Source organism: Haliea sp. (assembly GCF_041395985.1).
Lineage (GTDB): Bacteria > Pseudomonadota > Gammaproteobacteria > Pseudomonadales > Halieaceae > Haliea.
Map to the genome: position 1 here is coordinate 379721 of NZ_JAWKZJ010000003.1, position 21026 is coordinate 400746.

Consider the following 21026-nt stretch of genomic DNA (forward strand, 5'->3'; position numbering starts at 1 on the left):
GGCGCTGCTGCTGCTGTTATTGGGTTGTGCGCACAACATAATTGAATTTATATTCAATTTCAATTATGTTTTACCGCGGTCAGACTTCGACCATAGACACTCACAGCAAAAAAACGGCGGTGTGCACATGGCGCAGAGTTTCAGAATGAAGCCCCCTATGGGGGAGGATAACGGCTGGTGGTGGCAGCAGGCTGCCGAGGGACATCTTGCGATTCAGCGCTGCACATCCTGCAGCACGCTGCGGCACCCCCCGAGGCCCATGTGCGGAGATTGCCATTCTCTGGACTGGGATCATGTCGTCTCTTCAGGCCGGGGTACGCTGGACAGCTTCACCATCCTCCACCACCCGCAATTCCCGGGCTTTGACTACCCGCTGATTATCGTACTGGTGCAGCTGGAAGAGGGTACGCGCTTTACGTCGCAGCTGGTCAACTGCAGCCCGGAGTCGGTCGAATTCGGCATGCCGGTGGAACTGGTGATGCATGAGGACCCGGACGGCTTCCGCCTGCCCATGTTCCAGCCCGCGAAAGGAGCCAGCGCATGAGCCACTTCCTGAAAGACAAAGCCGCCATCGCCGGTATCGGCCTCACCGGCTTCTCGAAAAAATCCGGCGTCTCGGAGCTGTCACTCGCCGCCCAGGCCACGCTCGCAGCCTGCGAGGACGCGGGCCTGCCGCCCTCGGAGATCGACGGATTTGTCAGCTATACACTGGATTCCACCGACGAAATCGAACTCGCCCGCACCGTCGGGGCCGGCGATCTGAAGCTGTTTACTAAGGTGAACTACGGCGGCGGCGCCGCCGTGGGCACCATTCTGCACGCCGTAATGGCGGTAGCCACCGGTGTGGCCGACAACGTGATCTGCTACCGGGCCATGAATGGCCGCTCGGGCCAGCGCATGGGCCAGGGCATTTCCGGGCAGATCGTCAGCTCGGACCTGGTGCACTGGTCCTGGTACATGCCCTACGGCATGCTCACACCCGGCTCCTGGATCGCCATGATCGCCAACAAGTACATGCACCACTACGGCGTGACCGCGGAGGACCTGGGACGGGTCGCCATATCCCAGCGCAATTACGCGCAGAGCAACCCGCGCTCCTTCTTCCATGGCAAGCCGCTGACGATGGAGGACTACCTGGCCTCGAAAATGATCGCGGACCCGCTGCGACTCTACGACTTCTGCCAGGAGACCGATGGTGGCTGCGCCATTCTGGTGACCAGCGCCGAGCGCGCACGCGACCTGCAGCAGAAACCGGCCATCATTCGCGGTGTGGTGCAGGCCTCCACCCGCGGACAGGAGCAGATGACCAGCTATTACCGCGACGAGTTGGACTCCCTGCCCGAAATGGAGATGGCGGCACGACTGGTGTACGACCAGAGCGGCCTGGGGCCAGAGGATATCAACGCCGCCTGCCTGTACGATGCCTTCACCTCCGAGGTCATCATGCAGCTGGAAAGCTTTGGCTTCTGCGGACGCGGCGAGGGCAAGGACATGGTGCGCGACGGCGCACTGGACATTGATGGTCGTCTGCCCAACAACACCCATGGAGGCCTGCTATCAGAGGCCTATATTCACGGCATGAACAACATTGCCGAAGGCGCGCGTCTAGTGCGCGGCACCTCGACCAGCCAGCCCAGGAACGTGGAGCACGTGCTGGTGAGCAGTGGTGTCGGGGTGCCTACCGGCGCACTGATCCTCGGCCGCGACTGACTGTCCAGCCCCGCGCTCCGCCCGGCCCGCGGGGCCTCAGTGCTCCCAGGTATCCGCCACCGCAGCACCGCGCGCCTCGTCAACGGGCAACACGGCCACCATCGCGACCAGAAACAGCAGCAGACAAAACACGATCGCATCGGCCAGCCCCAGCAACCACTGCACCAGGCCGAGGCCGAAGATACCGAATACGGCCGCCGCCTTGGTCGCCATCCCCCAGTAGCCAAAAAACTCGGCCGCCCTGGCGTGAGGTGTCAGCACACCTACCAGCGCCCGCGCCGCAGACTGCGAAGAACCCAGGCTCAGCCCGGAGAGCACGCCCGCGAACAGGAACACATGCTGGGTCTGCCAGGCCACCCCCAGTGCGGCCTGCGCCAGACGGGTCAGTGCGGGGGTCTGCCAGATTGCAAGGATGGCGAGCAGCCACAGCGCCAGCGTCAGCAGATAAACCCGGCGCGCGCCCCAGCGGCTTTGCAGATGACCGAAGAACAGTGCGCCGAGGGCCGCCGTAATCTGTACCGTGATAAACATCATGACGCGCACGGACTCATCCCAGCCAATCACCTGGGCACCGTAAATGAACGAAAAGGCGATGATGATGTAGATGCCCGCCATGGCGAAGAACACCGATACCAGCAAGGTGCGCAGGTCGCGGAACTGCGCCAGCGCGCGCTGTGTCTCCAACACCCTGGATACGCCCATACGCAGCAGTGCTGACGGGGCAAGTACCGGCCGCTGCACGCCCCGCTCCCGCAGCCAGATAAACGTCGGTATGGCCGCCAGCAGGAAAAAGCCACCGGCGAAAGGCCCGACCCAGCGAATACGGTCGTAGTTCTCAAGCGATACATCACCCAGCATAAGCAGGGTGAAGGCGGTGGCGACCAATCCGCCCACGTAGCCCAGACTCCAACCCAGGCCCGATATCCAGCCCAGTGCACTGCGCGGCCCCAGGTCGGGCAGGAAACTGGCGATGAAGCCCTCTCCGATGGCGTAGGCAAAATTCGACAGTACCAGCAGTAGCATGGCGGTCAGAATCCAGCCGGGTTCCACGAAGTACAGCAGGCCGGTGGCGACAACGGTGAGCAAATAGCTGGCAAACAGAAACCGCTTGCGGCTGCGCGAGTAATCCATGATCGCGCCGCACAGGGGGCTGGCGACCACCACCAGCACATAGCTTGCCGCCAGCGCGACACTCCATAGCAGGTTACCCAACCGGTAGTCCGGCGCGTCACCCACGATCACGCGGGTAAACAGATCGCCGAAGACCACCGTGATGATGAGCAGCGTATAGCCCTGGTTGGCGAAATCGAACATCGCCCAACCGAATATCTCACGACGGGGGGCCAGCGCGGCGGGACCGCGCGCGGAGGTCACACAGGCAACCGCCGGTAAACCCACACGGGCTCACCAGAATCCAGCGCCAGGCAGACTCGCTCGTAACGCACGCCGAGACGCTCGTACCGGTCGAGGCGCGCCAGCTCTCTGGGCGCCACAGAGAACACCTCCCCCGGCACCCGCCCGTCGGGCAAGGGCTGAATATCAAGGTGCTGCTTGTCAAAGCCGGAGACTGCGGCAGGCGCGGTCGAAATGCGTCGCCCGACAATCAGCCAGCGCACCAGGGGGTTGCGCAGGGTGCCGTACACGAACACGCGTTGATCGCAGGGACCTTCGGGGGCCTCGTAGCCTTTGGGCATGACATAGCCCCAGGGGCCCAACAGCACCCACCACAGATACATGCCCGTGGCCGAAACAACACCCAGCCCGCCGGCCGCAATGCGCCACCCCAGTGTGTTACGTGACATCTTTGCTTGTGCGCTCATGTTTGCATCATACCGTTGCAGGAGTGACAGTACAGCGCGCGAGGAGTTTCACCTCATCCGCCGGGCCACTCCGACCGCTATCGGCAGAACCTGGAGCTTTGACCTACAATGCACGAACCCGGGCACATGGCCATTTCGCAAACGAGGCACGCATGCTAGAGCACCAGAAAATCCTCCTCACCGGCGCCGCCGGTCAGATCGCCTTTCCGCTGGGCCAGTTTCTCGCCGCCAACAATGAAGTCTGGGGCGTCGCACGCTTCAGCGAGCCGGGCTCCCGGGAGCGCTGCGAGCAGGCGGGCATGATCACCCGCAGCATCGATCTCGCCAAGGGCGAGTTCGGTGATCTGCCAGAGGATTTCGACTACGTGCTGCATTTCGCGGTGTTCCAGCTTGGCGGGCAGGACTACAACCATGCACTGGAGGTGAACGCCGAGGGCACTGCGCTGCTGATGGCGCACTGTCGCAGCGCCAGGGCCTGTCTGGTCATGTCTACCTGTGCGGTGTACGCCCTGCACCCCGATCCGCGCCACGCGTTCCAGGAGGACGACCCGCTGGGGGACTCCAAACAGCCCTACTCACCCACCTACGCCATCTCCAAAATTGCCCAGGAGGCGGTTGCGCGCAGCTGCGCCCGGCTGTACCAACTGCCCACGACGATCGCGCGCATGAATGTGTCCTACTCGTCCAATGGCGGGCTGCCGGCTTATCACCTCGACGCCATCATGCGCAATGAGGAGATCGTGCTGCCCTCGGGTGGCGAGGCCTGGTATACCTGCATTCACCAGGATGACATCAATCAACAGGTGGCCCCGTTACTGGCCGCAGCAAGCGTTCCCGCCACCCTGGTCAACTGGAGCGGCGACGAGCCGGTGGACGTGCGCAGCTGGTGCGAGTACCTCGGGGAGCTTGCGGGGCGCACCCCGCGTTTCCGCGAGGACGACAGCCAGTCCATTCCCTCACGCGTGACAGATAACAGGCGCCGGCTGGAGATTATCGGCCCCTGCCGTATCGGCTGGCAGGACGGTTTTGCGGCCATGGCCCGGGAGCGCCACCCCGCACTGAAGCGCAGCTGACGACGGCCCACCCCAGTATGAGTGACTGCACACAACTCCTTGCCGATGTAAGGAGTTGCCGACTGTGCGAGGCTGCGCTGCCGCTGGGGGCGCGACCTGTGCTGCAACTGCACCCGGACGCCCGCATCCTGATCGCCGGCCAGGCACCTGGGCGCAAGGTTCACGACACCGGGATACCGTTCAACGACCCCAGCGGCATCCGCCTGAGGCAGTGGCTGGGCATTGACCGGGACACCTTTTATGACCCTCAGACGGTAGCACTGTTGCCTATGGGCTTCTGCTACCCCGGTACCGGCAAGCATGGTGATTTACCACCCCGAGCCGAGTGTGCGGCAACCTGGCGCCGGCCCCTGCTGGAACAGCTACCGCAGATTGAGCTGACTCTGGTACTGGGGCAATACGCTCAGGCCTGGCACCTTGGCGGCCCCAGAGTCGGGGTTACAGCGCGCGTACGCGACTGGCGGACGCACTGGCCCGCCCTGGTGCCGCTGCCTCACCCAAGCCCGCGCAACAACCGCTGGCTCAGTCAGAACCCCTGGTTCGAGGCCGAGCTGTTACCCGCCCTGCAGGCGCGGGTTGACCACATTCTGCGCGGCGCCGCGGAACCGGGACTTGAATAGGTGCTTGATTTTTCTGGCGTGCTTACCGACACATAGGTTCAACTTTGTTGCGCAGTACGGAGGAATTGCATCGGTCGAAAGGAGCACGCGACGTAACCTATTCGGCTCACATGGTCTCCGCAATGGGCCTACCACGCAATTGAAGGCGAACAGGAACAACACGGCGCTGTTACGAATAAGCCGCAGATCTGAAAACAGTTTGCCAAGCGCCCCCCTGAACCGGCGGCCGCGCTCAGTCGTGCCTGCGCAGCGGCAGCTCGTAACGCAGTCTGCGGTACTGCTCCTCGCTGTACAGCGTGGCTTCAACTTTTTCGATATCAGTCACCGACACCAGAGGATCGGCGAAGCAGCGAGCGCGAGGATGCATCCCTGCCATGCGTTCTTCCCGCGGCGGCAGTAACTCTTCGACTTTCAAAACGCCACCGTCGGCGAAAATGGAAACGAAATTCGCGGGCAGGGGCACCGGCGTGCGCAGTTCTCCGTTGACGTATTCCAGGACCAGTGACCGGAGCGATGCCGCATCTGTGCGCGGAAAGCGGTAATCACCACGAAACTCTACCATGGTTTCCGGGGAGCCCGCGTGGAAACGCAGGCGAACGTCGAAATGTTCGGACTCGGTCAACACAGTCGTCATGTGGTACACACCATCCGTGGCGCACGACCCCAGAGTGCCGTTAAACGATTCACTATTGCCGCTACCGTCCGTGCGCAGCGTGCGTACATCCGCGGTATGGATGCCATAACCGGGTTGAATCGCGAAAGCCAGGTGCACGAGGCGCGATCCGTCAGGTAATAAAAAGACGTCAGTGCCGGAATGACGGATCTCACCGGAGGCCCTCGGGGCGTTCTCCGCCGCATGCCGGTAGGCGATATATTCAGCGCGCTCTTCGAGGTTGCCCGTGCCCATGTTGGACACGCTGTTGAACGCCCCCGCGCCGGCAAACCAGACAACCATGAAAGTCATCACCAGCGAACCCGAGGCGCGGAGCGCATCAAGGCGCGCCACCCCCAGCATCCTCGCGACGAGCGAGATGCCCAGCGGCACAAAGAACAGCGAGACAAAAAGGCCGCTGTAGAATACCGCCAGCCCCTCCATGCCGTCGGTGTTGAACAGCGCCAGGGCGAGCAGCACAATCACCACTACGGCGGCGGGGGTCCCCAGCTTGACCGCCCACCATGCAGCGCCAGGGTAAGGCCAGTGCCGGCGGTATTCCCGGTACTGCAGGTACACTGCCAGCGCGCATACTGCCAGGTAGACGAAAGTCGAAACCAAATTACCCAACATCCCCAAGGTCAGTTCAATCCATCCGACCATTTCATTGCCTCCTCAGTTGCGCCACCAACGGTGCCATGATTTCAGCCGGCGTAGGCGCAAACGGGATATAGGATACCCCAATGCACCGTCTCTTGATGCTGCGCATCAATTCACCTTGTCCCGGGTGGCGGCCTCGTCGGTAGAACCAGCAATCACCGCGTCGGTGTGAATCGCCACCAGTTTGCTAGACACCTTTCAGACATACAAAATGGCCATCAGAGAGGTGTTTATAAGCAGCGCCCGGGCGATCTGTATACACCTTCAACAAGGGCTTACAGGCCTCCTGAAGGGCCTCAGTACCCCTGCCACGATCGCTCCGTCCATGTGACCCAGTGCGGCAGGGTCTGTTTCGGCAGACGCAAAACCAACCTGAGCACGGTTTTTGCTGAGCAAACGGTGGGAATTCGGGAAGTGGAAGACAAGATCTGGCTTGTCAGCTTCTTGAAGTATGATCTAGGATTCTTTGACGAGGATGTGGGGCGGGTAGAACCCACTACCAATCCATTTGTACCGGAACTGTAAACTATGTGCCCGGTATAATCTGTAAAGGATGTCTCCGGTACAGACCCTTGGGAATTTGGAGCTGGCGAGAGGAATCGAACCCCCGACCGGCTGATTACAAATCAGCTGCTCTACCTACTGAGCTACGCCAGCTAAGCGTTGGGGCAGACACCCCGGAAAGGCCGCCGATTCTAGACAATGCGCCGGGGCCACGCAAGCCCAATGCGCCGCAGCGTGCTATTCCGCGCGGCGCATACTCGCCAGTACTTCCAGCCCTTCGAACACCAGATCGGGGCGCAGCGTTCCCACACCACCCAGCAGAGCCTGCAGAGTAGGCGCTGCACCGCCACAGAAAAACAGTTCGGGGGCCGGGTCAGCCGCCTCGCGCAGCGCCAGCAGCACCGCACCGGCCTGGGCAAGCGCAATACCATGGCGCACCGCCTCGGCCGTGGACTGGCCCGGCGGCAGGGCGTAGACGGGCTGTTCGGCAAACCGCACGCGGTCGGTGTCCAGCAGCAGGGCACGCTCCATCAGCGCTGCCCCGGGGATAATGTAACCGCCCTCGTGGCGACCGTCCGCGGCGACCAGATCAATGGTCAGCGCTGACCCGGCATCTACGACCACGAACCGCTCCGCGCACTGTTGACGGGTACCCAACATTGCCAACCAGCGGTCCACCCCCATGCGCAGGGGCTGGGCGTAGCTGTTCTGCAGGTCACCACTGCGCGCTTCGCTGCGAGCAAACCAGATTGCCGCGCTCGGCCAGCGCTGTTCCAGCAGGCGTCGCACGGCATCTTCCGTCGCCTCGCTGGAGACGCTGGCGATCCAGATCTGCGCAGGGTGTGCCGGCTGCTCCAGCAAAGCGTCAAGCGTTTGCGGGGCATCGTGGCGAAACTGGCCCCGTGCAATCACCTGCGCGCCCTGCAGGAGCCGCCATTTGGCGCTGCTGTTACCCATATCCAGCTGCAGGCACTGCAGGGCGCTCACGGGGCCGCCCGCAGGGAGATTTCACCCCCATAAACAGATTGCAGCCCCAGCGTAGTTTCCAACTGCAGGGCACCCCGTGCGTCGACACCGCGCGCCACGCCGGCCTGCCGCTGCTCACCACTGTGCAAGACCACGGGCTTGTCCGCGAAGGCATCCAGCGTCATCCACGAGTCACGCCAGGGCGTGAACCCGGTATCACCGAAGGTGGACGCCAGTGGCAGCAGTTCGTTGAGCAGCGCGGCCAGCAGGGCATTGCGCCCAGGAGGCTTGCCCCCACTGAGGTGGGTCAGGTCGGTCCAGGCCTGGTCGATTCCTTCGGCGGCAGCGGCGGGCATGGCCACGTTGATCCCCACTCCCACCACCACCTGGCAGCGCCCAGCGGCATCGCCCGCCATTTCCAGCAGGACGCCGCCGAGTTTCGCGCCGTTCGCGAGCAGGTCGTTGGGCCACTTCAACTGCAGCCATGGAACACCCAGCCCGTTCAGGGCACGCACCACAGCGACACCTACCGCCAGGCTCAGCCCCTCCAGCGCCGCTGCACCTTGGTGGTACTCCCAGGAAAACGACAGGTAAATGTTGCGCGCGTAGGGGCTTACCCACTCCCGCCCCCGGCGACCGCGACCGGCAGTCTGCTGCTCCGCACTGCAGGCCTGCCCCGGCCCACAGCCCGCCGCGATGCCCCGCAGCATTTCGGCATTCGTGGAATCCACCGTCTCCAACAACTGTAGCCCCCCCAGCAGACTGCGGGCGGGCGCCGTCAGCCCGGCCCGCACCTGGCGCTCGTCCAGCAACTCGACGCCGCCCGGGATGCGGTAGCCGCGACCCTTGACCGATTCCACCTGCAGCCCCAGCGACTGCAGGCGATTGAGCTGCTTCCAGATCGCGGTTCGGCTCACGCCCAGCGCATCGGCCAGCGCCTGGCCAGAGTGAAACTCGCCGTCCGCGAGCAGGGGCACAAGGGTGGTGTTGGGCATCGGCGGGTAATCAGTCAGCAAAACATGCGGCGAATCATAGCAAACCCGGCGCCGGTTCAACTCACTAAACAGCCCGATTGGCCCTGCGGCGGAAATCCGGCCAGAGTAACGTGACTCAGCGCGTGTTTGCCGGTCGAACGGGCGCCCACCAGGAGAGCCACCATGCCACACCTTGACGATGTCACGCTACGGGCCGCCGCCGACAGGCTGATTCGCGCCCATGAACAGGCGTCCCGCGATAACGAATGGACGTTTTTCGTGGACCAGATTTACGCCCGCGACTGCGTGTACACCTGCGAATATGCCGGCGTCATGGAGGTCACCGCCAGAGGTGTTGCAGAAATCAAGGCCACGCACTACGGCCGCGACATGCAGGTGGGCTGGGAAGGCTGGACCTTTCCCTACCTCGGCGTCTATACCGGCGGCGACAACCGACTTATTACCCACTGGATGAACCGCGGCCCGGGCCGACGCAGCGACGGCGGCTATTACGAAACGCCCGGGGTGTCCTTCATCACCCTGGATGCCGATGCCAGGATCATTCGCCAGTTCGACCTGTTTGATCTCGCTCACCAGATGCGCCTCTGTGATGAACTGGATGCCGCGGGCCTGCTGTCACCCGAACTGAAGGAAAACTGGGTAGGGCCCATGAAAGCCCGCCTGCAGGCACAGCTGGCCGCTTCCTGAGTCAGGCAGAAACCGGATTGCTCAGGCAGCAGACGTCGTGGCCCTGCTCGCCGCAATTTAGTTTACGTTAACGTAAACGTAGGCTATATTTCCACCACTACCCCATAGGCAGGTGCCGTGACAGATCGCAGCTACAGCATCTCGGAGTTGGCGACGGAGTTCGGTGTGACCACCCGGACGATACGCTTTTACGAGGAAAAAGGGCTCATACACCCGCGGCGGGTCGGGCAGAAGCGTCTGTACAGCCCCAGCGACAGGGTGCGTATCAAGCTGATCCTGCGCGGCAAGCGCATCGGCATGAGCCTGCAGGAAAGCGTGGAAGTGATCGATCTGTACGACCCCGCCCATAACAACCGCAGCCAGCTACACTCATTGATACGCACGGTGCAGGAGAAGCGTGAGCGATTGCTGCGCCAGAAGCGGGACATCGAAGACATGCTCGCGGGCCTGGACGAAGTACAGACCCTGTGTGAACAGGGGCTGAAAGATGCCGACCGAAAACCGACAGCGGCGCAGTAACCAGGCGGCCCGCGGGCCACACAATGACCATGGACAGAGGCAGGATCGACCATGAATACCGGCTACCCCACGCTTAACTTTGGCCTCGGCGAGGAGCTGGACATGCTCCGCGACGCCGTCTACCAGATGTGCCAAAAGGAGATCGCACCGCGCGCCGCGCAAATCGACCGCGATAACGCCTTCCCCATGGACCTGTGGCGCAAGTTTGGTGACATGGGACTGCTCGGCATTACCGTTGAAGAGCAGTACGGGGGCTCCAACATGGGCTATCTCGCACACAGCATCGTGATGGAGGAGATCAGCCGGGCATCCGCGTCGGTAGGGCTGTCCTACGGCGCCATGTCCAACCTGTGCCTGAACCAGATCCAGAAGAACGGCAGCGAAGCCCAGAAACAGAAGTATCTGCCCAGGCTATGCAGCGGAGAGCACGTGGGGGCGCTGGCCATGTCCGAGCCCAACGCCGGCTCGGATGTGGTCAGCATGAAGCTGCAGGCGCGCAAGGAGGGCGACACCTATTACCTGAACGGCAGCAAAATGTGGATTACCAATGGCCCGGACGCGGACGTCTACGTGATCTACGCCAAAACCGACCCCCAGGCCGGCTCCAAAGGCATCACCGCCTTTCTCGTGGAGCGGGATTTCCCCGGCTTTTCGCGCTCGCCCAAGCTGGACAAGCTGGGCATGCGCGGCTCCAACACCTGTGAGCTGGTTTTTTACAACACACCGGTCCCCGCCGCGAATATTCTGCGCGGCGAGGGCCAGGGTGTAAAAGTATTGATGTCGGGCCTCGACTACGAGCGCACCGTGCTTTCGGGCGGGCCGGTCGGCATCATGCAGGCCTGCCTCGACGAAGTTGTGCCGTATCTCCATACGCGGGAACAGTTTGGCCAGAGCATCGGCCAGTTCCAGCTCATGCAGGGCAAGCTCGCGGACATGTACGCAGACCTCTCCGCCTGCCGGGCCTACCTGTATGCCGTGGCTGCGGCCTGCGACCGTGGCGAGGAAACCCGCAAGGACTGCGCCGCCGTCATCCTCTACACCGCAGAAAAGGCGACACAGATGGCCCTGCAGGCCATCCAGGCGCTGGGCGGCTATGGCTATACCAACGATGCCAACGCCGGTCGCCTGCTGCGCGATGCCAAACTGTACGAGATTGGCGCCGGCACCTCGGAGATCCGCCGTATGCTGATCGGTCGTGAACTGTTCAACGAAACCGTCTGACGGAGTACCGCCATGACCGTGCTGCAATCCCGGCTGAACCCGCGCGACGAAGCCTTCCAGGCCAACCGCGACCATATGCAGGCTCAGGTGGATGACCTGCGCGACAAGGTCGCCGCACTGCGCGAGGGTGGCGGTAAGAAGGCGCAGGAACGCCACCTCGAACGCGGCAAACTGCTGCCCCGGCAACGCCTGCAGGCACTGCTGGACCCGGGGTCACCGTTTCTCGAGTTGTCCCAACTGGCGGCCCTGGATGTCTACGATGACCCCGTACCCGGCGCAGGCATCATCACCGGCATCGGCCGCGTGGCCGGCCAGGAATGCATGATCTTTGTGAACGATGCCACCGTGAAAGGCGGCACCTATTATCCGATGACCGTGAAAAAGCAGGGCCGCGCGCAGACCATTGCCGAAGAAAACCACCTGCCGTGCCTCTACCTGGTGGACTCCGGCGGCGCCTTCCTGCCCCTGCAGGACGAAGTGTTTCCCGACCGTGAGCACTTCGGCCATGCCTTTTACAATCAGGCGCGCATGTCCGCGAAGGGCATCCCGCAGATCGCCGCGGTACTCGGTTCCTGTACTGCCGGCGGTGCCTATCTGCCGGCGATGGCCGATGAGTCCATCATCGTCAAAAACCAGGGCACTATCTTCCTCGGCGGTCCGCCGCTGGTGAAGGCGGCCACCGGCGAGGTGGTTACGGCCGAAGAGCTGGGTGGAGCCGATGTGCACTGCCGCACCTCTGGCGTCACCGACCATTACGCCAACAATGACCACCACGCGCTGGAGCTCATGCGCCGCGCCGTGGCACGCCTGAATCGCGTGAAGCCCGTGCAACTGGACATCCGTGAGCCGCAGGACCCGCTCTACGACACCCGCGAGGTCTACGGCGTGATACCCGCTGACAGCCGGCAGCCCTACGATGTGCGCGAGATCATCATGCGCCTTGTCGATGGCTCGGAGTTCGACGAATTCAAGGCGCTGTACGGTGAAAGCCTGGTCTGCGGCTTCGCCCGCATTCACGGCTACCCGGTTGGCATCGTGGCCAACAATGGCATTCTGTTTGGCGAATCTGCGGTGAAGGGAGCGCACTTTGTGGAACTCTGCGCCCAGCGCAAGACCCCCCTGGTGTTCCTGCAGAACATCACCGGCTTTATGGTCGGCAAACAGTACGAGGCCGGGGGTATCGCGCGCCACGGCGCCAAGATGGTACACGCCGTGGCCTGTGCCAACGTGCCCAAATTCACCGTCATGATCGGCGGCTCCTTTGGTGCCGGCAACTACGCCATGTGCGGCCGTGCCTACGAGCCGCGCTTCCTCTTCATGTGGCCCAACGCGCGTATCTCCGTCATGGGTGGGGAGCAGGCGGCAGGGGTGCTGGCGACCGTAAAGCAGGACCAGCTGGCCCGCGATGGCAAGGCGAAGACGGCGGAAGAGGAGCGCGCCTTCAAGCAACCGATTCTGGACTTGTACGAAAAGCAGAGCCACCCCTACTACGCCTCCGCGCGATTGTGGGACGACGGGGTAATTGATCCCGCAGACACGCGGACGGTGTTGGGTTTGGCGATTTCCGCGGCGCTGAATGCGCCGGTAGAGGAGACGCGGTTTGGGGTGTTCCGGATGTGAGCGAAGCGTTAGACGCCAGTGTGATTGGACGCGGCCTTGCGGGTGGGCGCGTGGGAGCTTCGCTTCCGGGCGAGCGTGTGGGAGCTTCGTTTGCGGGCGGGCCCGTGGGAGCTTCGTTTGCGGGCGGGCCGACGGGGAGGCGCTGGCCGGAAACGCTACGAGCACATCCATGTGCGCTCGATGGCGGCCATCCATGGCCGCCAACGTTCCGGCCAGCGCCTCCCCGCCACCCCGCCCTGAATGTGGTAGTGAACTCGGACTTTTGGCGCGGCGCCCGCCTCAGGGGAAAAGATAAAAGATTATTACTGAGCCCCCTACAACGTGCGGCAGTCGAGGCAGTGTGGGGGTGGGGCCGGAGCTGCGGGACCGTCGGCGGCCATGGATGGCCGCCGCCGAGCCTACATGGACGTACTCGCGGCGGGTCCCGCAGCTCCGGTCCCGCCGCCACGCTGCCAGAGCCACACGAGTGCACAACCACCAACCGCGCCCACAGAACCGCAGTAAGGAACAACCGATGACCACCACCGTCCTCACCACCACAGACTACCGCGGCGTTGCCACTGTTACCCTCAACAACCCCGCCAAGCACAACGCCTTCGACGACAGCATGATCAGCGCACTGCGACTGGCTTTTGACCGACTGCGCGAGCGCGATGATGTGCGCGCGGTAGTACTGCGCTCCGAGGGCAAGCACTTCTCAGCCGGCGCCGATCTGGACTACATGAAGCGCATGGCCACCTACGACTACGGCCACAACCTGCACGACGCGGAAATGCTCGCGGGCATGCTGCGCGCGCTCTACGAATTGCCCCAGCCGACCATTGCCCGCATCCAGGGAGCAGCATTGGGCGGCGCCGTGGGGCTGGTGAGCTGCTGCGACATGGCGGTGGCCACGCGTGGCGCCAGTTTTGCCCTGTCAGAAGTGAAGATCGGTCTGGTGCCCGCAACCATCAGCCCCTATGTCATACGTGCCATCGGTGAGCGCGCGGCTCGTCGCTATTTCCTTACCGGCGAGCGCTTCGATGCCCACCGGGCGCTGGAGCTGGGCCTGATCAGTGAGGTTGCCGACGAGGAATCGCTGGATGCCGATGTAACGCGGCTGGTTGACGCACTCCTCGGCAACGGGCCCGAGGCTGTGCGCGCCGCGAAGGACCTGATCGCCAGCGTTGCGGGGGAGCCGCTGAGCACAGCACTGGTTGAAGACACCTGCGCCAGGATTGCCCACATTCGGGTTTCAAGGGAAGGCCAGGAAGGCCTCAGCGCCTTTCTGGAAAAACGCCCCCCCAATTGGCAGGAGACCTAGCCATGTTCGACAAGCTGTTGATCGCCAATCGCGGAGAAATCGCCTGCCGCATCATCCGCACCGCGCGTCGGCTGGGCATCGCCACGGTGGCCGTCTACTCGGACGCGGATCGCAACGCGCTGCACGTGCGCATGGCGGATGAAGCGGTACACATCGGCCCGGCCCCCGCGCGAGAAAGCTACCTGCAGGCGGAGCACATCATTGCTGCGGCGCTTGCCACGCAGGCGCAGGCCATACATCCCGGCTATGGGTTTTTGTCCGAGAACGCTGGCTTCGCCCGCGCCTGTGTGGAGCGGGGGCTGGTGTTCGTCGGCCCGCCGGGTGCAGCCATCGAGGCGATGGGCTCCAAGGCTGCCGCCAAGCACATCATGGGCGAAGCGGGCGTGCCGCTGGTGCCGGGCTACCACGGTGCGAACCAGGAGCCGGCCCTGCTGCGACAGGAAGCGGAGCGCATGGGCTACCCGGTATTGCTGAAGGCGACCGCCGGTGGCGGCGGCAAGGGCATGCGCCAGGTGTGGTCGGGAGATGAGTTCGACGCGGCACTGGCCGCGGCCCAGCGCGAGGCCAGTGCCAGCTTTGGCGATGCCACCATGCTGGTGGAGAAATACCTGACCAAGCCGCGCCACGTGGAAGTGCAGGTGTTCTGCGACAACCACGGCAACGCCATTTACCTGGCCGAACGCGACTGCTCAGTGCAGCGCCGGCATCAGAAAGTCATCGAGGAGGCCCCCGCCCCCGGCATGACAACGGCGCTGCGCGACGCGATGGGCACCGCCGCCGTGCAGGCTGCACGCGCCATTGACTACCGCGGTGCCGGTACCGTGGAGTTACTGCTCGACGAAGACGGCAGCTACTACTTCATGGAGATGAACACGCGCCTGCAGGTCGAACACCCGGTGACCGAAATGATCACCGGGCAGGATCTGGTGGAGTGGCAGCTGCGGGTGGCCGCCGGCGAGGAGCTGCCGCTGCAGCAGCAGGACCTGACGCTGCGCGGCCACGCCTTCGAGGCGCGCATCTACGCCGAGGACCCGGACAACGACTTCCTCCCGGTGACCGGTACCCTTGCTTATCTGCGGGCGCCGGATGAGTCCAGCCATGTACGCGTGGATACCGGCGTGCAGCAGGGTGATGAAATCAGCGTGCACTACGACCCGATGATCGCCAAGCTGATTGTCTGGGATGAATCCCGCGAGCGGGCGCTGCAGCGTCTGTCGACCGCCCTCCGCGACTACCGCATCGGCGGGACCGTTACCAACCTCGATTTTCTCTACAACCTGGCCACCGCTGACCCTTTCCAGCGCGCCGAGTTGGACACCGGGTTCATCGAACGCCACCAGGCCCTGATTTTCCGCCAACGGCAGCAGGATCTGCAGCGGGACCTGCCCATGGCTGCCCTCGCCCTGTTCCTGCATCGCCAGCAGCAGGCGGCGCCGCCCGGCTGCCTTGACCCGTGGTCGCCCTGGGGCAGCGGCACAGGCTGGCGCCTCAATGAACCGCACCTGCACCACGTCATGCTGCACTGCCACCAGCACGACGTGAACGCCACACTGGAACCCCTAGCCGGCGGCGGTTTTAGCATCTCCATCGAAGGGCAGCACACCGAACTGCGCGGCGAGTTGCGGGGCGACGAACTGGTCTTCGAGCAGGACGGCCACCGCAGGCGCGCTACCCTGGCATGCACTACGGAGGGTTTTACACTGTACCTGGCCGACGGTGCCTGCCACTTCCGTGAACTGCGGCCGGACACCGGAGAAACTGCGCAGAACGCGGCGGCGGGCGGCCTGAACGCCCCCATGAACGGAACGGTGGTCAGCCTGTTGGTCGAACCCGGCAGCGATGTGCGGGCCGGCGCTCCCCTCATGATCATGGAAGCCATGAAAATGGAGCACACCATTCGCGCGCCCGGTGACGGCACCGTGAGCCGGTTCTACTTCGCTCCGGGCGATCTCGTCGACGGCGGCGCTCCGTTGCTGGCCTTCACCGCAAGCGAGGACGCCAGCGCATGACCCTGCCCACCTCTGTCACCCTCGTCGAAATGGGACCGCGCGACGGCCTGCAAAACGAATCTGCCCGGATTTCCGTGGCGACCAAGCTGCAACTGATTGACGACCTCGCGGCCGCCGGCATCAGGGTGATCGAAACCGGCAGCTTCGTGAATCCCAAGTGGATACCGCAGATGGCGGACAGTGCCGAGGTTTTCCAGAGCCTGCAAAGGCGTCCCGGGGTGCGTTACACGGCGCTCACGCCCAACCTGCAGGGCCTGGAACGGGCACTGGACGCAGGGGCTGATGAAGTGGCCGTCTTTGGCGCCGCCTCGGAGGCGTTCTCACGCAAAAACATCAACTGTGGTATCGCCGAGAGCCTGCAGCGCTTTGAGCCAGTGATGGCGCGTGCGCAGGCCGCGAATGTTGCCGTGCGCGGCTATATTTCCTGCGTGCTTGGCTGCCCCTACGAGGGTGCTATCGCGCCCCAGGCGGTGCTGGAGGTGGCGCGCGCGCTGCTCGCCATGGGCTGCTACGAGGTATCGCTGGGCGACACCATCGGCACCGGCACTGCGGGCAGTACCCAGCGCCTGCTGGAGACCCTGCTGGCACACATACCGGCGCGGCAACTCGCGCTGCACTGCCACGACACTTACGGCCAGGCCCTGGCGAACATCCTGGTAGGGCTGCAACACGGCATCGCAACCATCGATGCCTCAGTGGCCGGTCTTGGTGGCTGCCCTTATGCACGCGGGGCAACAGGCAACGTGGCAACGGAAGATGTGGTGTACATGCTCAACGGCATGGGTATCGATACCGGCATCGACCTGAACGCGCTGGTCGGCGCCGGTGCACGCATATCGGAGGCCCTGGGACGCCGCAACAGCTCGCGGGCGGCAAACGCCCTGCTGGCCTCCGCGGGCTGATATACACGGGGCCCTGCCGGGCGTGATAAAGTGCGGCGCAAACCGCAGCGGAACGCTCCATGCCCGTCTCCTCCGTCACCCTGCAGCGACAGCTCGCCGCCACCACCGTGGCGGTCAGCGGGGTGCTGCAGATCGCTGCCCTGTGGCAAAACCGGTTGAGTGAAGATCTGCTGGTGACGGCACTGATTGGCAGTATCTACCTGCTGGTTGCGCTGGGCCTGTTCGGCCGCTCACGCTTTGCGCTGGTTGTCGCGGTTGCCACCTGCGGCAGCAGCGCGCTGCTTCTCGCCCCCGACCTGCCGCTCGCGAACTGGTCTCCTCTGCAACAGCTGCGCATTGCGGGCGATGCCATCGTCGCGGTGGTGTGCCTGAACGTGCTCTGGTCGGTGCGCCACTTGCCCAGCATCTAGACCACCGGCCGCGGCTGCCGCAGGGCAACCCGGCGTGCCTTGCACCAGGTCGGGGCCGATTCTGGCTAGTCAGCACCGCAAGCAGGCGCTAGAGTGCCGCGATGGACACACTCTCCACAGCATTCCCCAGCGAAGGACTCGACCCCGAGACCTGCCGCCGGGCGCGCCTGTCGCGGGATCCGCGCTTCGACGGCGAGTTCTTCCTCGGGGTGCGCAGCACCGGCATCTACTGCCGGCCCATCTGCCCCGCGCGCGCAGCGGCCGAACACAATGTGGTGTACTTCCGGGAGGCCAGCCAGGCTGCCGAGGCGGGCTTTCGCCCCTGCCTGCGCTGCCGCCCGGAGGCGGCACCCGGCAGCGCCGCCTGGCAGGGCAGCTCCGTGACCGTGCAGCGGGCGCTGCGCCTGATTCGTGAGGGCGCCCTGAACACAGCCACGCTGGCCGCGCTGTGTGAGCGCCTGGGCGTCGGCGAGCGGTACCTGCGCAAGCTGTTCCAGCGCGAACTCGGCGTTTCGCCGAATGCCGTCGCGCAGAACCAGCGGCTGCTTTTCGCCCGCCAGCTGTTGCAGGAAACCGCCCTGCCCGTCACCGATATCGCCTTTGCCGCAGGTTTTGGCAGCGTACGGCGCTGCAACAGCGCGTTCCGCGCCAGTTTCGGCAAACCACCCAGTGCCATGCGTCGGGGGCGGGACCCGGCGACACCGGGCCAATCGATCAGGCTGCAGCTGCGCTACCGCCCGCCCTACGACTGGGAGGGTGTTCTGGACTTTTTCCAGCGGCATGCGGTGAGTGGCGTGGAATCAGTGCAGGACGGCGGGTATCACCGTCAACTGCGCTGGCCCGGGAACAGCGGCACGATCACCGTGCGGCACCAGCCCGCAGACCACGCTATTGCGCTCGAGCTGCGGCTTGACCACCTCGCGGACATGATGGCCGTGGTGCAGCGTGTGCGGCGCATGTTCGACCTTGACGCCAATCCCGAGGTTATCGCCGAAAGCCTCGCTAAGGATCCCGCGCTGGCAGCGCTTCTGGATCGCTTTCCCGGGATACGCTCCCCTCTGTGCTGGAGTGCCGAAGAGGCCACCGTGCGGGCAATCGTGGGCCAGCAGGTCAGCATCGGCGCGGCGCGCAGCGTCTGCGCCCGCCTCGCCGATGCCACACGGGAGCCAGGACAGGGTGCCGGCTTTCCCACCGCAGCGGCCATTGCGGCGCTGGACGACAGCCACTTTGCCATGCCCACACGGCGTCGCGACACGCTGCGCACCGTGTGCCGTCGCCTGGCCAGCGGCGAACCCACGAGCGCGCAGGCGCTGCTGGCAGAGCCGGGTATCGGCCCCTGGACCGTCGCCATGATCGAGATGCGTGGCGAAGGGCGGCCAGATGCCTTTCCGCCGCGGGATCTGGGCCTGATGCGCGCCTGGGAGGCGCTGCCCGACGCCGAGGCTCCGCTGGAACATGCCTGCGAGCGCTGGCGCCCATGGCGAGCCTATGCCGCCAACCTGCTGTGGCGCAGCCTCGGTGTCTAGCCGGCCGACGGCGCACATACCCCCGAGCAACCAAACCAGGACACCTCCACCATGCCCACCACCACAGCACGCGTGATCGGAAGCCCCCTTGGGCCACTGCAACTGGTCGCAACGGGGTCACACCTGAGCGCCATACATTTTTCCGACCGACACAGGTCGTATGCGCAGGACAACGGCGCCAGCGCTGTCCTGGAGCGGGCCAGCCTGCAGTTGGCAGAGTATTTTGCCGGTCAGCGGCGCACATTCGACCTGCCGCTCGCGGCGTGGGGCACGGCGTTCCAGCAGGCGGTCTGGCAGACCTTGCGCGAGATTCCCTGGGGCGAACTGCGCAGTTACCGGGACATTGCCTGCGCGCTACAGAACCCACGCGCGGTGCGCGCTGTCGGCGCCGCCAACGGCCGCAACCCGCTGCCGATCGTGGTGCCCTGCCACCGGGTGATAGGCGCCAACGGCAGCCTCACCGGGTTTGCCGGCGGGCTGGAGGCAAAGAGACTGTTGCTGGAACTGGAGGGCAGCCTACCGACCCATGGCCGTTAAAGCAGCCTGCCCCCGGCTTGCGGCTCAGGGGCTGTTGGCGATGAAGCTGATCCAGGTGGCTTCGTTGATGAACCCGCCACCCCAGCTGGCCCACACCTCACCCAGGCCGGCTTCGGTGATCGACTCCACGGATTCACCCGCCGCGAACTTGTCGGCGACATAGGTGGAGGTCAGCTGCAGCATATCGAGGTAGCGCTCCAGATCCGCCTTCGTGGCCAGGCTGCCGTGGCCGGGAACAATGACCGTGCTACCGTCAACACGCTCAAGCACCGCCTTTACCGCGGCAATATAGCCGGGCACCGTACCGCCGGAGCCGATATCCACAAAGGGGAAACGATCCTTGAAGAACAGGTCCCCCATGTGCACCACGTTCTCCGCGGTAAAGTAGACCACGCTGTCGCCATCGGTGTGGGCCGCGGCATAGTGCTGCACGTCCAGATCGTCACCATTGAAGTGCACGGCCAGGGAATCTCCGTAGGTAACCACCGGCAAAGCACCCTTGGGGCTGGGTTCCACCACGCGGTTCATTGCCGGCATGTCCTGCCGTGTCGCCATACGCTCACGCACCCGGGTGTGCGCGACCACAACGGCCCCGCGATCTGCCCAGAACAGGTTGCCACCCGTGTGGTCGGAGTGCCAGTGGGTGTTCAAGACAAACCGCGGGTTGGCATCCGCGCCGGCGAGGTCGATCAGGGCCGCTTCATAGGCCGGCACCATGTTCGCGTAATCGTCGTCGATGATCAGCAGCCCGTCCTCACCCACCGAAGCGACAACATTGCCGCCACGCCCCTGCAACAGGTGCAGCGTGCCAGTCAGCGGCGTGGAGGTCACCTCCGGCAGGGGTTCATGGTTGTCTGCCTGCGCTGGCACAGCAGCGGCCAATGACAGGGCTGCGCCCAACAGCACAGCCGGCAGCGATAGGCGGTACCCGGCGGGCAACAAGGGGATAATCGGCTTTCGTTTCAAGGGCATGGGACGTCCTTCTTTGCGGGTACGACGATGACCCCTACGCATTGAGGTCGGGAATAAGATCATCCTTGAGGTGTTCAATGGCGTCCTTCAGACGCAGTTTTTCCTTTTTCAGGCGCTGCAGCAGAATCTGGTTTTTATAGGGGAACTCATAGAGCTCTTCGATCTTTTCATCCAGCGCACGGTGCCGCGCCATCAGCTCCATCAGCCGCATGGCGGGCGTCGGTTCCTCGTTGGCGGCGTCGGTTTCAACGTGGCCGCGTCCAAATGGGATGCGCGGTGGCTCGTTCATTGTGGGGCTGGCTCCTGCACTCGCCGTGTCC

At 64.2% G+C, this 21026-nt stretch carries 21 protein-coding genes and 1 tRNA gene; 14 read left to right on the forward strand and 8 right to left on the reverse strand.

What is annotated here, in order from left to right; translation table 11 throughout:
• Positions 1-145 precede the first annotated feature (145 nt).
• Both R3E49_RS08205 and R3E49_RS08210 read left to right on the forward strand, forming a co-directional pair.
• A complete protein-coding gene (locus R3E49_RS08205; protein ID WP_371294583.1) occupies positions 146-544 on the forward strand; it encodes a Zn-ribbon domain-containing OB-fold protein in 399 nt (132 codons plus the stop codon).
• Entirely contained in the window at positions 541-1710 is a 1170-nt protein-coding gene (locus R3E49_RS08210) for a lipid-transfer protein (RefSeq protein ID WP_371294584.1), read from the forward strand. The genes R3E49_RS08205 and R3E49_RS08210 overlap by 4 nt, the downstream gene beginning before the upstream one ends.
• A 36-nt stretch (positions 1711-1746) precedes the next feature.
• On the opposite strand, the gene R3E49_RS08215 is transcribed toward R3E49_RS08210, so the two are convergent.
• On the reverse strand, positions 1747-3108 hold the full coding sequence (locus R3E49_RS08215) for an MFS transporter (protein ID WP_371294585.1): 1362 nt from the start codon (positions 3106-3108) through the stop codon (positions 1747-1749).
• Positions 3081-3530, reverse strand: a complete 450-nt coding sequence (locus R3E49_RS08220; protein WP_371294586.1) for a gamma-glutamylcyclotransferase family protein — start codon at positions 3528-3530, stop codon at positions 3081-3083. The genes R3E49_RS08215 and R3E49_RS08220 overlap by 28 nt, the downstream gene beginning before the upstream one ends.
• A 152-nt stretch (positions 3531-3682) precedes the next feature.
• On the opposite strand from R3E49_RS08220, the gene R3E49_RS08225 reads away from it, so the two are divergent.
• Both R3E49_RS08225 and R3E49_RS08230 read left to right on the forward strand, forming a co-directional pair.
• Positions 3683-4603 (forward strand): NAD-dependent epimerase/dehydratase family protein, encoded by a 921-nt coding sequence (locus tag R3E49_RS08225; protein WP_371294587.1) that lies wholly within the window; start codon positions 3683-3685, stop codon positions 4601-4603.
• A 98-nt stretch (positions 4604-4701) separates the two neighbouring features.
• Entirely contained in the window at positions 4702-5223 is a 522-nt protein-coding gene (locus tag R3E49_RS08230; RefSeq protein ID WP_371294588.1) for a uracil-DNA glycosylase family protein, read from the forward strand.
• 232 nt (positions 5224-5455) lie between these two features.
• Here R3E49_RS08230 and R3E49_RS08235 read toward each other — a convergent pair whose 3' ends face one another.
• The 4 genes from R3E49_RS08235 to birA form a co-directional block, all read right to left on the reverse strand.
• A complete protein-coding gene (locus R3E49_RS08235) occupies positions 5456-6538 on the reverse strand; it encodes a hypothetical protein (RefSeq protein ID WP_371294589.1) in 1083 nt (360 codons plus the stop codon).
• Between the two features lie 578 nt (positions 6539-7116).
• Positions 7117-7192, reverse strand: a tRNA-Thr gene (locus tag R3E49_RS08240).
• 84 nt (positions 7193-7276) lie between these two features.
• Entirely contained in the window at positions 7277-8026 is a 750-nt protein-coding gene (locus R3E49_RS08245; RefSeq protein ID WP_371294590.1) for a type III pantothenate kinase, read from the reverse strand.
• Entirely contained in the window at positions 8023-9000 is a 978-nt protein-coding gene (gene birA, locus R3E49_RS08250) for a bifunctional biotin--[acetyl-CoA-carboxylase] ligase/biotin operon repressor BirA (protein ID WP_371294591.1), read from the reverse strand. The genes R3E49_RS08245 and birA overlap by 4 nt, the downstream gene beginning before the upstream one ends.
• Before the next feature lie 162 nt (positions 9001-9162).
• Between birA and R3E49_RS08255 the strand changes: the two genes are divergently transcribed.
• From R3E49_RS08255 to R3E49_RS08300, 10 genes are all read left to right on the forward strand, one after another.
• Entirely contained in the window at positions 9163-9687 is a 525-nt protein-coding gene (locus tag R3E49_RS08255) for a nuclear transport factor 2 family protein (RefSeq protein ID WP_371294592.1), read from the forward strand.
• 117 nt (positions 9688-9804) lie between these two features.
• On the forward strand, positions 9805-10206 hold the full coding sequence (locus R3E49_RS08260) for a MerR family DNA-binding transcriptional regulator (protein ID WP_371294593.1): 402 nt from the start codon (positions 9805-9807) through the stop codon (positions 10204-10206).
• A gap of 51 nt (positions 10207-10257) precedes the next feature.
• Complete coding sequence (locus R3E49_RS08265) at positions 10258-11427, forward strand: isovaleryl-CoA dehydrogenase (protein WP_371294594.1); 1170 nt, start codon at positions 10258-10260, stop codon at positions 11425-11427.
• Positions 11428-11439: 12 nt separating this feature from the next.
• The gene (locus R3E49_RS08270) at positions 11440-13047 is read left to right on the forward strand and encodes a carboxyl transferase domain-containing protein (protein ID WP_371294595.1); all 1608 of its coding nucleotides are present in this window, start codon (positions 11440-11442) and stop codon (positions 13045-13047) included.
• A gap of 514 nt (positions 13048-13561) precedes the next feature.
• Positions 13562-14350 carry an enoyl-CoA hydratase/isomerase family protein gene (locus tag R3E49_RS08275; RefSeq protein ID WP_371294596.1) on the forward strand — a complete coding sequence of 263 codons (789 nt, stop codon included), beginning with the start codon at positions 13562-13564 and terminating at the stop codon, positions 14348-14350.
• A 2-nt stretch (positions 14351-14352) separates the two neighbouring features.
• Positions 14353-16359, forward strand: coding sequence for an acetyl-CoA carboxylase biotin carboxylase subunit (locus R3E49_RS08280; RefSeq protein ID WP_371294597.1), 2007 nt, complete (start codon positions 14353-14355; stop codon positions 16357-16359).
• On the forward strand, positions 16356-17261 hold the full coding sequence (locus R3E49_RS08285) for a hydroxymethylglutaryl-CoA lyase (RefSeq protein ID WP_371294598.1): 906 nt from the start codon (positions 16356-16358) through the stop codon (positions 17259-17261). Before R3E49_RS08280 ends, R3E49_RS08285 begins: the two co-directional genes overlap by 4 nt.
• 59 nt (positions 17262-17320) lie before the next feature.
• Positions 17321-17671: a hypothetical protein gene (locus R3E49_RS08290; RefSeq protein ID WP_290746193.1), complete on the forward strand. Its 351-nt coding sequence runs from the start codon at positions 17321-17323 to the stop codon at positions 17669-17671.
• Between the two features lie 101 nt (positions 17672-17772).
• Positions 17773-19197: an AlkA N-terminal domain-containing protein gene (locus tag R3E49_RS08295; protein WP_371294599.1), complete on the forward strand. Its 1425-nt coding sequence runs from the start codon at positions 17773-17775 to the stop codon at positions 19195-19197.
• Between the two features lie 51 nt (positions 19198-19248).
• Positions 19249-19734, forward strand: coding sequence for a methylated-DNA--[protein]-cysteine S-methyltransferase (locus tag R3E49_RS08300; RefSeq protein ID WP_371294600.1), 486 nt, complete (start codon positions 19249-19251; stop codon positions 19732-19734).
• A 24-nt stretch (positions 19735-19758) separates the two neighbouring features.
• Here the strand turns inward: R3E49_RS08300 and R3E49_RS08305 are convergent, their stop codons facing one another.
• A complete protein-coding gene (locus R3E49_RS08305) occupies positions 19759-20706 on the reverse strand; it encodes an MBL fold metallo-hydrolase (protein ID WP_371294601.1) in 948 nt (315 codons plus the stop codon).
• Between the two features lie 34 nt (positions 20707-20740).
• A complete protein-coding gene (locus tag R3E49_RS08310) occupies positions 20741-20995 on the reverse strand; it encodes a YdcH family protein (RefSeq protein ID WP_290746205.1) in 255 nt (84 codons plus the stop codon).
• Between the last annotated feature and the right edge of the window lie 31 nt (positions 20996-21026).

Coding starts and splice junctions, on each gene's coding strand:
- R3E49_RS08205 (WP_371294583.1), top strand. CDS start 146: ATGAAGCCCCCTATGGGGGAGGATAACGGCTGGTGGTGGCAGCAGGCT.
- R3E49_RS08210 (WP_371294584.1), top strand. CDS start 541: ATGAGCCACTTCCTGAAAGACAAAGCCGCCATCGCCGGTATCGGCCTC.
- R3E49_RS08220 (WP_371294586.1), bottom strand. CDS start 3,530: ATGAGCGCACAAGCAAAGATGTCACGTAACACACTGGGGTGGCGCATT.
- R3E49_RS08225 (WP_371294587.1), top strand. CDS start 3,683: ATGCTAGAGCACCAGAAAATCCTCCTCACCGGCGCCGCCGGTCAGATC.
- R3E49_RS08235 (WP_371294589.1), bottom strand. CDS start 6,538: ATGGTCGGATGGATTGAACTGACCTTGGGGATGTTGGGTAATTTGGTT.
- birA (WP_371294591.1), bottom strand. CDS start 9,000: ATGCCCAACACCACCCTTGTGCCCCTGCTCGCGGACGGCGAGTTTCAC.
- R3E49_RS08255 (WP_371294592.1), top strand. CDS start 9,163: ATGCCACACCTTGACGATGTCACGCTACGGGCCGCCGCCGACAGGCTG.
- R3E49_RS08265 (WP_371294594.1), top strand. CDS start 10,258: ATGAATACCGGCTACCCCACGCTTAACTTTGGCCTCGGCGAGGAGCTG.
- R3E49_RS08270 (WP_371294595.1), top strand. CDS start 11,440: ATGACCGTGCTGCAATCCCGGCTGAACCCGCGCGACGAAGCCTTCCAG.
- R3E49_RS08275 (WP_371294596.1), top strand. CDS start 13,562: ATGACCACCACCGTCCTCACCACCACAGACTACCGCGGCGTTGCCACT.
- R3E49_RS08280 (WP_371294597.1), top strand. CDS start 14,353: ATGTTCGACAAGCTGTTGATCGCCAATCGCGGAGAAATCGCCTGCCGC.
- R3E49_RS08285 (WP_371294598.1), top strand. CDS start 16,356: ATGACCCTGCCCACCTCTGTCACCCTCGTCGAAATGGGACCGCGCGAC.
- R3E49_RS08290 (WP_290746193.1), top strand. CDS start 17,321: ATGCCCGTCTCCTCCGTCACCCTGCAGCGACAGCTCGCCGCCACCACC.
- R3E49_RS08295 (WP_371294599.1), top strand. CDS start 17,773: ATGGACACACTCTCCACAGCATTCCCCAGCGAAGGACTCGACCCCGAG.
- R3E49_RS08300 (WP_371294600.1), top strand. CDS start 19,249: ATGCCCACCACCACAGCACGCGTGATCGGAAGCCCCCTTGGGCCACTG.
- R3E49_RS08305 (WP_371294601.1), bottom strand. CDS start 20,706: ATGCCCTTGAAACGAAAGCCGATTATCCCCTTGTTGCCCGCCGGGTAC.
- R3E49_RS08310 (WP_290746205.1), bottom strand. CDS start 20,995: ATGAACGAGCCACCGCGCATCCCATTTGGACGCGGCCACGTTGAAACC.